This window comes from Streptomyces sp. Wb2n-11, from assembly GCF_001049855.1.
Lineage (GTDB): Bacteria > Actinomycetota > Actinomycetes > Streptomycetales > Streptomycetaceae > Streptomyces > Streptomyces altiplanensis.
In genome coordinates, this window is the sequence record NZ_CVPB01000001.1 from 4,596,595 (window position 1) to 4,609,453 (window position 12,859).

General features: G+C 75.1%; 8 protein-coding genes. 1 reads left to right on the top strand and 7 read right to left on the bottom strand.

The features are described 5' to 3' along the window. Positions 1-3,363, bottom strand: coding sequence for an FtsX-like permease family protein (locus BN1555_RS20900; RefSeq protein WP_093800805.1), 3,363 nt, complete (start codon positions 3,361-3,363; stop codon positions 1-3). A gap of 182 nt (positions 3,364-3,545) precedes the next feature. Then, positions 3,546-3,950, bottom strand: coding sequence for a globin (locus BN1555_RS20905; protein WP_093800806.1), 405 nt, complete (start codon positions 3,948-3,950; stop codon positions 3,546-3,548). A gap of 109 nt (positions 3,951-4,059) precedes the next feature. On the opposite strand from BN1555_RS20905, the gene BN1555_RS20910 reads away from it, so the two are divergent. After that, entirely contained in the window at positions 4,060-5,028 is a 969-nt protein-coding gene (locus BN1555_RS20910) for a methyltransferase domain-containing protein (RefSeq protein WP_093800807.1), read from the top strand. A gap of 45 nt (positions 5,029-5,073) precedes the next feature. Here BN1555_RS20910 and BN1555_RS20915 read toward each other — a convergent pair whose 3' ends face one another. From BN1555_RS20915 to BN1555_RS20935, 5 genes are all read right to left on the bottom strand, one after another. Beyond that, complete coding sequence (locus BN1555_RS20915; protein ID WP_093800808.1) at positions 5,074-6,180, bottom strand: FHA domain-containing protein; 1,107 nt, start codon at positions 6,178-6,180, stop codon at positions 5,074-5,076. A 66-nt stretch (positions 6,181-6,246) separates the two neighbouring features. Next, the gene (locus BN1555_RS20920; protein WP_093800809.1) at positions 6,247-7,605 is read right to left on the bottom strand and encodes a vWA domain-containing protein; all 1,359 of its coding nucleotides are present in this window, start codon (positions 7,603-7,605) and stop codon (positions 6,247-6,249) included. A gap of 95 nt (positions 7,606-7,700) precedes the next feature. Beyond that, complete coding sequence (locus tag BN1555_RS20925; protein ID WP_093800810.1) at positions 7,701-8,939, bottom strand: PP2C family protein-serine/threonine phosphatase; 1,239 nt, start codon at positions 8,937-8,939, stop codon at positions 7,701-7,703. 3 nt (positions 8,940-8,942) lie between these two features. Beyond that, a complete protein-coding gene (locus BN1555_RS20930) occupies positions 8,943-11,447 on the bottom strand; it encodes a serine/threonine-protein kinase (RefSeq protein ID WP_093800811.1) in 2,505 nt (834 codons plus the stop codon). Positions 11,448-11,488: 41 nt separating this feature from the next. Further along, positions 11,489-12,844: a hypothetical protein gene (locus BN1555_RS20935; protein WP_176710090.1), complete on the bottom strand. Its 1,356-nt coding sequence runs from the start codon at positions 12,842-12,844 to the stop codon at positions 11,489-11,491. Positions 12,845-12,859: the final 15 nt, after the last annotated feature.

Here is a 12,859-nt window from a genome sequence, read left to right on the forward strand (position 1 = left end):
TCAGTTGCCTCCTCGGGTGCGCAGCGCGGTCGCCGGATCGCCGCGGCGCAGCGCGAGCGCCGCCACGATCAGCAGGGGTACGGCGGCCACGCCGGCCAGCAGCGCCGCCACCTGCCCCGCGGGCAGCTCGACCAGGACGTGCGGGACGGGCTGGGCGGCCTGCTCGGTGAGCACGATGAGCGGGATCACGGCGCGCGTCAGCACGGTGCCCAGGGCCAGACCGACGAGCAGCGCCAGGCCGATCAGCAGGCCCTGCTCGGCGGCGTGCAGGCGCGCGAGCCGGCGCCGGGGCGTGCCCAGGGCGCGCAGTACGGCGAACTCGGCGGAACGTTCCCGCAGCGACCCCGCCACGCTGACCGAGAACCCGACGGCGGCCAGCGCCGCCGCGACGACGGCGGCCGCGAGCAGCGCCGCCTGCGGACCCGCGCCCAGCGGGTCGTCGTGCAGCTCCCGGGCGATCTCCTCGCGCACCTGGACCTGCGCGGGGTCCAGGTCGCGCCGCTCGCGCAGCGCGGACGCCACGTCGCCGGACGCGCCGGGTTCGGTGAACAGCCACCATTCGGTGGGCGGGAGCGAGGCGTCGGGCAGCGCGGCGAGCACCCGGTTGACGGCGCGCAGGTCGAGCAGGACCGCGCCGCCCTCGGTCCTGGGGTCCTTGGCCTGCGCGAGGGTACGGGTGCTCGGCCCCGTGGTCGGCAGCTCCCGTACGACCGCGGCGATCCTCACCTTCACGGACTCGCCCGCCAGCGGGATCTCCAGGAGGGAACCGGCCTCGGCGCCGCTGGAGGCCAGAAACCGGTCGGTCACGACGGCGGCGGGCGGTGGCGGCTTCGCGGCGCCGGCGCCGGCGCCGGTGGTGATCCGGACGTTGACGGCCTGCGGGTCGGCGAACGGGCCGCCGGGGTTCTTCGGCCTGCCCGTGGTGTACGTGAGATCCAGCGGTTCGGCCGCGGAGGAGACCAGCCGTCCGACGCCCGGCATGACGTCGACGGCCGCGCGGCTCGTCGAGCCGATGGACGCCTTGGCGTGCCACTTCAGCCCCTCGGGCAGCGGCACCTCACGGGAGGCACCGTCCGCGCCGAGGGACCGTACGGCGCCGACGGTCAGCCGCTCGCGGGAACCGGTGACGTCCAGCAGCTCCTGGTCGAGGTCGATCGCGGTGAGCGCCAGCGGGCCGGCCGGCTTCCCTTCGGGGGCGTCCGCCGCGCCGGCGATGTCCACGCTGTAGGTGTGCGGACGGCCATCGGGCCGCAGTTGTCCCGCCGACAGCTGGTACGGCACGCCGTAGCGGTCCTCCAGCGTGAGCCGCAGGGTCGGCCCCGGGCCGTCGCCGGGGGCCGGGCCCGTCGAGCGGAACGTCGCGTCGAGGGCGAGCCGGGAGGTGTCCCCGGGCAGCAGGAGCCCGTCGCGCGCGCCGGAGCGCGGCCCGGGCTCCCCCAGGGCGCCGATCACGCGGTCCGGGTCCTCGCCGCCGGCCAGGTCCTCGCGCAGCCGCAGCCCCTCGGCGGCGAGCGCGGTGTCCAGGGCGAGGACGGTCGCGGAGCGGCCGTCGGACAGCTCCAGGGTGGTGCGGGTGGCGGGTGCCGCCGAGCACACGCCCGGCATCCCGTCGTACACCCCGCCCTGCCCCAACTGCGCGGTGCGGCTGCCCAGTACGCGTACCGGCGCACCCGCTCGGAAGTCCGCCTGGTCGCCTTGCGAACGGTCCCGGGTCGCCCCCTGGCCGATCGCCAGCATGCCCATCGCCACGGCCAGCACGAGCAGCAGCACCGGGCCCGCGCCGCGCATCGGGCGGCGGCTGAGCTGCCAGCCCGCCAGCGCCACGGACAGGCCCCTGCCCCGGGCGGCGCGGCGCTCGGCGAGGCGGGCGACGGGCGGCAGCAGCCGCAGGGTGAGCAGCGTGCCGGCCAGCAGCGCCAGCGCGGGGGCCGCGACCAGCAGCGGATCGATGCCGAGCCGGCCCTCGCGGTCGCCGCTGAGGGCGCCGCTGCCCGAGGTCTGCCGGTCGAGCTGCCAGTACGCGACACCGGCGATCACCACGAGCCCGAGGTCCGCGCCCGCCCGCAACGGGCCGGGCAGCGCACGGGCACGGCCGCTTTCCCCGCCGCCCGCGCCCAGTGCCGGGGCCACCACGGCCGCGGCGCAGCCGACCGCCACCGCCGCGCCGACCAGCCAGACCTGCCCGGTCGGGGCGGTGTCCAGGCGCAGCCCGATCCGGGACAGCGACCCCTGGCCCGCGATCAGCCGGGTCAGTGGCCCCGCGAGCAGCGGCGCGCACAGCCCGGCGGGCACGGCCAGCAGCACGGCCTCGACGGCGGCGAGCACGGTGATGCGCCGTCGGGAGCCGCCGCGGGCCCGCAACAGGGCGGTCTCGCCGGTCCGTTCGGCGCTGAGCAGGCGGGCGACGAGCAGGAGCGCGTAACCGGCGAGCAGCACCAGCTGGAGCGAGATGATCAGCAGCGTCGAACGCGAGACCAGGAGCGAGCGCTCCGACCGGTCGAGCACCTCGGGCAGCGCGGTACGGACGGAGACCTTGCCCTTGAGCGGTTCCCGCGCGTCGAGGTGCGCCGGGCCGCCCTTCGCGGCCTCGCGCAGCGGACCGATCCGGTCGGTGGTGACGGTACGGAAGTCGGCGGTTGCCAGCCAACCGGTCTGGCCCGCGCTGACCCGGCCCGAGTCCATGAGCGCGGGGCCGGCGAGCAGCGGGCCGTATGTCGTGAAGGCGAGCTTGCTGACGCCCCGGCCGCCCTGCTCGTCCAGCTGCCAGTACGGATCGGTCCGGTCGACGGGCCGGTAGAGACCGGTGACGCGGACCTTGAGGTCCGGGCCGCCGAGCCGGTCGGTGAGCGGGAACACCTTCCCGCCCGGCCGCGCCTTCAGCTCCTCGGCGACCGCTTCGGGCAGCGCCACGTCGTGGACGGGGCCCGGCTGCTCCCGGGGCCAGGCGCCCGCCGTCAGCCGTACCCGCGAGCGGTCGAGGGAGGCGAGGTGCGTGAGGTCGGGGTCGTCCGCGCTCGCGCCGGACGACCGGAGGGTGGCGGGCAGGGCGTACGGTCCGGAGCGGGCGAGCCTGCGCAGCTCCACCGGCAGCCCGTCGAACGCCTCGCGCGCCCCGGCCAGCACGGCTTCGTCCGCCGCCCCGCCGGCCGCCCCGGCCCGCCCGGTCAGCGATTCGGCCTTGATCAGCAGTGCTGCCGACGCGGCGTTCCTGGCCCGCAGGGAGTGGCGGAGCCCGGCGTCACCGATGGAGGCGGAGAAGGCGGCGAGGGTCGCGAGCACGGCCGTGGTCAGGAGGACGCAGAGCAGTGCGGCGGCGAGCAGCAGCCGATGCGCGCGCACGCGCAGAAATACGAACCCCGCCACCCGTTCCCCCCGAACCCGAATCCGAACCCTGACCTGGAACCGGACCCGCCGCGCCGGGGCGCCTCGCGCACCACTGGCCTGTGGGGATGCTGTCAGAGTCGGGTGGCGGAGGAAACCGCTTGCACGGTGGTCTTGACACGATCGTGACCGGATTCCGGGCGCCGGTCACCGCAATGTGCGGGTCAGCCGGGGGTGTTCAGCATCGAAGCGGCGGCGTACGTCAGGTAGTTCCACAGCTGCCGCTCGTGCTCCTCGGACAGCCCCAGCTCGTCGACGGCCACCCGCATGTGCTTCAGCCAGGCGTCGTGTGCGGCCTTGTCGACGGTGAACGGCGCGTGCCGCATCCGCAGGCGCGGGTGGCCGCGCTCGTCGCTGTACGTGCGGGGGCCGCCCCAGTACTGCATCAGGAAGAGCGCGAGCCGCTCCTCGGCGGGGCCCAGGTCCTCCTCCGGGTACATCGGCTTCAGCAGGGGATCTTCCGCGACCCCCTGGTAGAAGCGGTGGACCAGGCGCCGGAAAGTCTCCTCGCCGCCGACCTGTTCGTAAAAAGTCTGCTCCTGAAGCGTGCCGCGCGGAATCTCGTTCACCCGTCCATCGTCTCAGACCGGGCGGCCGAGGACCCGGGCCCTAGGACCACCGCCCGTCCGGGGTTCCGGGCCACTCGCCTTCGGACGCGTGCCGCGGGACAGTGGGCGTATGGGCGCAGACGCGGATGTGCACGCCGGGGCCCGCGCGGCACTGGTGCGGGAGATGACGGCGGCCGGGGCCCTGGACGACCCGGCCTGGCGCGCGGCCTTCGCCGAGGTCCCGCGCCACCTCTTCGTGCCGTACTACTTCGCGGGCGGGGCGGCGGGCTACCGGCGGCTGTGGGGCGAGGATCCCGATCCGGCGCGGCGGGCGCGCTGGCTCGAGGGTGTCTACCAGGACACCCCGCTGGCCACCCGCATACGCAACGGCGAGGTGGTCTCCTCCAGCAGTCAGCCGTCGCTGATGGCGGGGATGCTGGAGGAACTGGAGGTACGGGACGGGGACGCCGTACTGGAGATCGGCACGGGCACCGGCTACAACGCGGCCCTGCTCGCGCACCGCCTCGGCGACGACCGGGTGACCACGGTCGACCTCGACCCGGAGATCACGGAGTCGGCGCGCAGGCACCTGGACGCGGCCGGGTACCACCCGGCGGTGATCACCGGCGACGGGGCGCGCGGCTGCCCTTCCCGCGCTCCCTTCGACCGGATCATCGCGACCTGCGCCCTGCCGTCCGTACCGCGTGCCTGGCTCGCCCAGTGCCGGCCCGGGGCGCGGATCCTGGCGCCGCTGGCCACCGGCCTGATCGCGCTGGACGTCCGGGACGCCTCGCACGCGGAGGGGCGCTTCCTGCACACCCCCGCGTACTTCGTCCCGCTGCGCGGCGGCCCGGCGGGGCCCTCGCCCCGGAACCTGGGGGGCCTGCCGCGCCGAGTGCTGGAGAACGATCTGTTCCGGTTCCTGCTCGCCCTCACCGCGGGCAGCCTGGACCCGCATGACGCGCTCACGCTGTGGCACCGCGAGAAGCGGCCCCGGCGCGAGCGCTTCGGCGTCACGGTCACCGAGCACGGCGAGTGGGCGTGGCTGGACGACCCGCGGGGGCCGTATGCGTGGCCGCTGGCGGCGGCCGGGGACTGACCGGGGTCCGCGACCGGGGCGCGGAGGCCCCGGCCCCGGAGCCGCTCAGCCCCGGCGGACCGTGATCGTCGTCCAGGCGCCCACGTGGACGCGGTCGCCGTCCTGGAGCGGGACCGGGACATAGGGCTGGATCGGGTCCTCGGCGCCGTTCACCGTGGTGCCGTTGGTCGAGTTCTGGTCGACCACGGCCCAGGAGCCGTCGGGCTGCTGGACCAGGACCGCGTGCTGGTGCGACACGCCCGGGTCCTCCGGCGGTACGGACAGGTCGATGTCGGGGGCCTCGCCCGTGCTGTGGCGGCGGCGGCCGACGGTGACCTGGTTGCCGGTGAGCGGGCGGCGCTGTTCGGGCGAGTACGCCGGCAGGCTGAGGCCCGCCGCGTCGGGGCCGCTGCGCTGCATCATCGCCATGAAGTACTCACGGTCGGGCCCCACGGTCGCCGTCCAGCCGGCGGGAGCGGGCGCCTGGTGCTGCTGCTGGGGTGCCTGCTGCTGTGACGGCGGTGGCAGCGTCCAGTCGTCGTCCCCGTTGCTGTCCCGCCGCGGGGGCGCCGGCGGCTGCTGGAACGGCGGGGGCGGCGGTGGACCCGGCTGCTGCTGCGGCTGGAAAGGGGCCTGCGGCGGGAAGGACTGCGGCGGGGCCTGGCGGCCGGACTGCTCGGGTGCCAGCGGCTCGGCGGGCCGGTTCATCTGCGACGGCCGTGAGCTCTGGTACTCGTACGGATCAGGGGCCTGCGGTGGCCGCTGCGTCTGCGCCTGGAACCCGGGCGGCAGGTTGAGGCCGGAGCCCGGGCCGGGAGCGGGGCCGGAATTCTGCGGGGCGACCGGTGTGTACGAGGTCGCCGTGTTCGTCAGGAAGTTCCAGCGGCACTCCTCGCAGAACGGGGCCATGGCCTCGCGCGGGGTGCGGCACTGCGGGCAGAGCTCCGCCTGGGCGGTGGCGTCCGGACCCGGCGGCGGGAAGCCGTACCCCGAACCGGGACCGGGACCGGGGCCGGGGCCCGCGGGGCCGGGACCGGGGCCCTGCGGGTATCCGTAACCGGGAGCGGGCGGCGGGGGCGGAGGAGGCGGCGGCACGGCGCCGGCCATGCGGTGGCCGCAGACCTCGCACCAGTCGTCGGAACCCGACTGGTGTCCGTTCGGGCAGGTCGGCATGTCGGCGCTTCCCCCTCTCTCGTTCGGCCCGAAGGCCGCAAATCGTTACTTCACGCAGCTGTTTGGTTACTTCTTGACGCGGACTGTCTTGGTCGAGCGCGTTTCCAGGGTCATCTCGTCCGCCTCTGCGACCTTCGCTTTGAGTCGCACAGTACCCGTCGCCGCGTCGACGACGTCCACCACCTTCGAGAGCAGTTTTGCGGTGTCCGCGTTGCCCGAAGCGGTGGCCAGCTGGACCGCGCGGCCGAGTTTCGCGGTCGCCCCGTCGAAATTGCCGGACTTGCGGGCATCCAGCCCCTGTTGGATGACTTGTGCCAGTTCGGCCTGCCCCGTGTAGTGCGCCACCTGCGGGTCGATGGAGGTGGACGCCGCCATGTCGTCCGTCCACATCGCCCGTACGAGCCCCTGGGAGAGCGTGTGCGGCGTACCGCCCGACGGGCCGGGGAGGACGAGGGAGACGCGGGCCGCCAGCATTTCCCGGCCGATCCCGGCCTCCGGCACCTGTACGCACACGTGGTAGTCGCGGGACTCGTCGCCCCAGGAGCCCGTCGGGTAGTCCCCGGCGCGCGGGCCCGCCCCGGCGCGCCGGCCGGTCAGGTCCTCGACGGCGGGTGCCACCTGCTTGACGAACTTGATCTCCGCGCCGACGGGCGTCCACAGCCGCAGCGCCACGTCCGCGACCTCCTTGCCCATCGCGTTCTCCATCATCCGCGTGAAGTCCGCCGCCAGGCCGCCGGGGTCGGCGACGATGTCGGCCGTGCCGAGCAGCGCCGAGGCGATGCCGGTGACCTCCTTCACCTCCCAGTCCGTACCGACGCCACGCGCGTCGCAGGTGAAGCGGCCCGCACAGGCTTCGAGCGCGGCCTGCAGGTCCTTGGGCGACTCGTGCTCGTTGCGCCCGTCGGTCAGCAGGATGCCGTGTCTGATGGAGACTTCGGCCGTGCCGAGCAGCCGGTCGGCCAGCCGCAGCCAGGTGCCGATCGCCGTGCCGCCGCCGGCGCTCAGCCCGTACAGGGCCTCCTTGGCCTGGGCCCTGGTCAGCTCGCTCGCGGTCGCGAGGCGGCCGTTGCCCGGGTAGACCTCCTTGGCGAAGTGCGTGCCGCCGACCACCGCGAAGGCGACGCCGTCGCGCAAGGTGTCGACGGCGGCTGCCGTGGCTTCGCGCGCGTTGCGCATCTTGGCCGGCGGGTACTCCATCGAGCCCGAGCAGTCGACCATGACCACGACGGCGGCGTCCGGCCCCTGCCCCGGTATGCGCGCGGGCGGGGCGCCGGCCCCCGCCAGGAGCGTGCCGCCGCTCGTGCCGCCCCCGGTGGAGGTAACGGTGACGATCGCGTTGACCTCGCGGCCGCCCTCCGGCAGGTACTCGTTCTGGTACACGTCGACGGAGAACCGGGGCACGTTCGACTTGGAGAAGTTGGCCATGGTCAATCGGCTCCTCGGGGCTCGACTCCACGAAGCGGGCGGTGGAGGCGGGGAAGACGTGGAAAGAGTGACGTGTGCGGTCGGAATGCGGGGCCCTACGCCGTGCCGTAGGCCGATCCTGCCCCTTGCTCCGGCGTGGCGAACGGCAGCACGGCCACTGTTACGTTGTCGTGGCCCCCGCCGTCGAGCGCGTGCCCCACCAGCACCTGGGCGCAGTGCAGCGGCCGGGCGGCGGCATCGGCCGGTGCGGCCTGCGCCATCTCCTGCGCCGCTTCCGCGTAGTTCCACAGGCCGTCGGTGCACACCACCACCACACCCGGCCGGTCCGGCTTGAACGACGCGGTGTGCGGCTCCAGTTCGTACGCGTCGGCGCCGAGCCAGCCCGTGATGGCGTGGGCGCGCTCGTCGGCGTACGCCTCCGCCTCGTCCATCAGCCCCGCGGCCACCATCTGGGCCGCCCACGAGTCGTCCTCGGTGAGCCGGGCGGGCGGCGCGCTGCGGTCGTCGGGCACCCAGTAGACGCGGCTGTCGCCGACCCAGCCGACGACGAGCAGACCGCTCGCCACGATCGCGCCGACCAGGGTGCAGGCGGGCGCGTTCGTGTGGCGGCCCGGGTCGTGCTCCACGGCGTGGGCGGAGTCGGCGGCCAGGGAGTTGACCGACTCGGCCGCCGCGACGATCGCCTCGTGCATGGCCTGCTGCGGGTGCGTGCCGCGCGGCAGTGACTCCAGGAGGGCCTCGTTGGCGGTGCTCGCGGCGGCCGCCGACGCCTCGTCGGGGCGGGTCGCCGAGGACACGCCGTCGCAGACGATCGCGACGACGGCGGGCGAACCGTCGGGCAGGGCCGCCGCCGAGACCGCGAACGCGTCCTCGTTGCGGTGGTGGCGCAGTCCGCGGTCGCTGACCGCGGCGACCGCGTCCAGCTCCTGCTCCATGTGGTCGCGCTCGCGCGGCTGTGCGTGGCCGCAGTTCTCGCAGTAGCCGTCCGCGTCGATCCGGCCGGCGCGGCAGGCGACGCACACCTTGGCGGGCGGGCCGGCCGGGGGCGCGGGCTCGGGCGCGGCGGAGCGGGGGTCGGCGGATTGTGGTGCGGGCGCGGGCGCCGCGAGCGTGAAGTCGTCGCCCCCCGGCTCTTCGTGCCGTACGCCGGCCGGGGGCAGGTCCGCGCCCGGCCCCGTACGGTCCGCCGCGGCGGGGTCCGGCGGCTGCGGCGACCCCTGCGGCGGGGCCGACAGGTCGTACCCGCACGCCCCGCAGTACAAGTCGCCCGGCTCCAGCGGCTCGTGGCAGCCGGGACAGGTCGGCTCAGCAGGCAGCTGGCGCATCTGCGACATCTTTCACACCCAGGTCCGGGGGCGGAAACGGTTGGCCCGTTCCACCAGGTCGATCCTCTCCTCGCCGCGCTGGGCGAGCCGGGCAAGTGCCCGGTACGAGCGTTCCAGACCGAAGCGCAGGCCGCGCTCGTCCAGTCGGCTGCCGAGCAGCGCGGTCTGCGCGGGGCCGGCCCCGCGCCCACCGGAGAGTACCCAGTCCAGGGCGGTGCCCAGCACCTCGGTGGACAGCTGCTCCCGGCGTACGGCGTCGAGCCCGAAGTCCCGCAGGGCCTCCACCTGGGCGGCGGCGGCCGTCAGGTCGTCGATCAGCGGATCCTGCGCGGCGCGCCGGCGAAGGCGCGCCCGTACGGCCGCCACGCGCGCCGCCGTGTAGTGGATCGACACCTCGGACACGGACTCCAGGGTGTGGACGGCGCCGGTCCGGTCGCCCGCCGCGAGCTGGACGCGGGCGAGTCCGAAAGCGGCGCTCACGTAACCCGGATCGGTCACCCAGACGAGACCGTAGTACTCGGTGGCGTTGTCCAGCTGGCCGAGGAGCTCGGCGCAGACGGCGAGGGCGAGCTTCGGCGCGACCTCGCCGGGGAACGCGTCGTAGACCGCGTCGAAGGACAGTGCGGCGTTCTCGTCGTCCCCCGAGACCAGGGAGGCGATGCCCCGGTACCAGACGACCCGCCAGTCGTCCGGGTACCGGAGCTCCAGGGCGTGCAGCACCTCGGCGGCGGCGTCCTGTTCGTCCGTCTCCAGCCGGGCGCGCAGCTCGTGCAGCCGGAGCTCCACGGAGTCGCCCGGCGCGGACCGGAGCGCGGTGACGAGCTCCGCGGGCGCGGAGGCGAGCAGGCCGGCGAGGAACCCGGCGTTGGGGTCGTCCGGGTCGACGCGCGGCACGGGCAGCGCGAGCGCGGTGGCCGCCGTTCTCAGGGGCGCGAGGTACGGCGACAGCGCCGGTACGCCGCCGGGCCCGGCCCCGGGGGCGGCCCCCGGCGGCGCGACGGCCCCCGGCACGGCCACCGGCGCCGGTACGCCCTGCGTGCCCGCCGCCGCCCTGCGCGCCCGCCGGCCCGCCGGGGCGGCCCGGCCGCCCAGCCGCGACACGTCCCCCGCCGGATCCGCGAACAACCGGGTGTCCGTCACCCGCAGTTCCGGCCCGAACAGGGTGGAGAGCGCGGGGCGCGGGCGGCCCGTCTGGAGGGCCACCACCTCCCGCAGCACGCCCGTCAGCTGCTCCGCCATCTCCGTCGCCGACGCGAACCGCCGCGCCGGGTCCGGGTCGGTCGCCCGGACCAGCAGCCGGTAGAAGGACTCGTACCGCTGGAAGACCTCGATGTGGCCGGGGTCGGGCAGGCTGTCCGCGAAGACGTTCGTGTAGCCCTGGAAGTCGAAGGTCAGCACCGCCAGTGTGCGCGCCACCGTGTAGAGGTCGGAGGCGACGGACGGCCCGGTCTCCGCGACCTCGGGCGCCTGGTACCCCACCGTGCCGTAGATCGCGCTCTCGTCGTCGTCCGTCCTGCGGACCGCGCCCATGTCGATGAGCTTCAACTGGTCCTGCTGCTGGATGGCGTTGTCTACCTTGAAGTCGCAGTACAGCAGGTTGCGGCTGTGCAGGTGCCCCAGCGCCTCCAGTGCCTCGATGCCGTACGCGCACGCCTGCTCGACCGGCAGCGGATCGCGCCGGCCCGTCGCGTCGCGGCGCTCGTCGGCGATCTCCTTGAGGGACTTCCCGCCGACGTACTCCATGACGATGTAGCCGTCCAGGGAGCCGGTGCGCTGGTCGAGGTGCTCGACGAAGTTGTAGATGCGGACGATGTTGGAGTGCTCGATCTCGGCGAGGAAGCGCCGCTCCGAGATCGCCGCCGCCATCGCTTCCTGGTCGCCCGTGTCGAGCAGGCCCTTGAGTACGACCCACCGGTCCGAGACCGCGCGGTCGACCGCGAGGTAGACCCAGCCGAGACCGCCGTGCGCCAGGCAGCCCATGACCTCGTACTGGCCGTGCACGATGTCGCCCGCGCCCAGCTTGGGCACGAAGGAGTACGGGTGCCCGCACTTGGTGCAGAACCCCTCGGTGCGTCCGGGCCGCTCCCCGCGCGAACGCCCCACCGGGGCCCCGCAGTCGGAGCGCGAGCAGAACCGCTTGCGCTCCGGGACCTCCGGGTTCTCCATCACCGCGGACCGCGGGCCGGGGCGCGGCACCTCCGGCACGGAGACCAGGCCCGCGCCCAGCCGGTTGCGCCCGGACGAGCCCGTCGGCGTACCGGAACTGCGGGCCGAGACCGACCGGGGCCCGGCGGTGCCCGGCAGGGAGCGGGAGAGGCGGCCGGAGACCGAGCGGCGCGAGGTGGAGGACCGCGACGAGCGGGAGGAGGAGCGGGCCGAGGGCCGGGAGCCGCTCCGGGCGGACGTGCTGCCGCGTCCGCCGGCCGCGATCCCGGCCGGCGGCGACGACGGCAGGCCGGACGGCGAGACGACCGGTGCGAGTCCGCACGTGTCGCAGTACGTCTCGCCGCCGCCCATGTCCTCGTACGACCCCGCGCATTCGGGGCGCTGACACTCGCTCACGGTGTTCTCCCCCTGTGGTCCGTGCGGTCCGTGGGACCGGACTGCCGCGGAACCAGCAGCTCCGCCGCCGCCTGCTGATACCGCAGCACCGCCTGTTCGGCGACGCGCAGATCGCACGGCGCGCTCCACAGCATCCGGCGGGCCGCGTCGTACCGCTCGATCAGCAGCGGGTCCTCCGCCATGCCGTGGCGGGCGACCTTCGCTCTGTACGCGTCGAGCCGGCCGCGCAGCTCCGCGCGGACCGCCAGCGGCGCGGTGACCGCGGTCAGCGACTCGCGCGCCCGCAGCAGTTCGTCCTCGGCCTCGCGCTCCAGGGACTCCAGGAGCGGCGACAGCCGGTGCCACTGGGCGTGCCTGCGGTAGTCGGCCGCCAGCGCCAGCCGCTCCTGGAGCGCGGTGGGCGGGCCGCCGACCGCGGGCACCTCGGAGGCGGCGATCTTCGCCAGCACCTCGCCGCGCGCCGACCTGGCCTCCGTCAGGGTGCGGTCCGCGCGCGAGAGCACGTCGCGCAGCCGTACCAGCCGCTGCTCGGCGTCCTGCCGTACGGTCAGCACCGCCTCGATCTCGCGCCTGACGTCCTCCAGCGCGCGGGCGGCCCGGTCGTAGCGCTCGGTGTCGGGCCGGCCGCCGCCCGGTGCCGAACTCCCCATTCCCGGGCGCCAGAAGGCGAGCGGGTCGGTCACCACCTGGGCGCGCAGTATCGCCAGCTCGTGGGTGATCGACTCCAGGTCGTCGCCCGAGGGGTGCTCGCCCGGCCGTACGCCGACGGAGTGGGCCAGTGAACGGGTGCGCTGGAGCTCCGCCGCCAGGAGGTCGATCCGGGCGGGCAGCGCGGACCACACCGCGTCCGCGGTGACGATCATGTCGAGCGAGTGGGCGTACAGATCGTTCATCCGGGACACCAGCGCCGCCAGCGTGAACCGCTCGGAGAGCTTCGCGGGTCCCGTGATCCCCGTGACCGGCGGTGCGGACGGCGGCGCCGGCGACTGGGCGGCGGCAGCCACCGCGCCGCCCGCGACGGTCACGCTCTCGCCCCGCAGTACGTCGGTCAGCTCGGCCAGGTCCTCATGGCTGGGCCGGCGCCGCCTCGCCCGCAGCTCACGGGCGCCGCGCAGGGCGGCGGTGTACGCGTCGAAGTACGACCACAGCAGCGCTATCGCCTGCTCGGCGGCGGCCCAGCGGTCCTTCGTGACGCCCGTCAGCTCGGCGCCTTCGAGCAGCCTGCGGCCCGCGTGGTCCTGCAGCGCGAGGAGCGAGCTCTCGATCGCCTCGTACTCCGCGCCGAGCCGCGCCAGCGCACGGTCCACCTCGTCCCGGTCCATCACCGGCCCGGTGGCACCCGCCACGCCCATCGATCACCTCTCCGC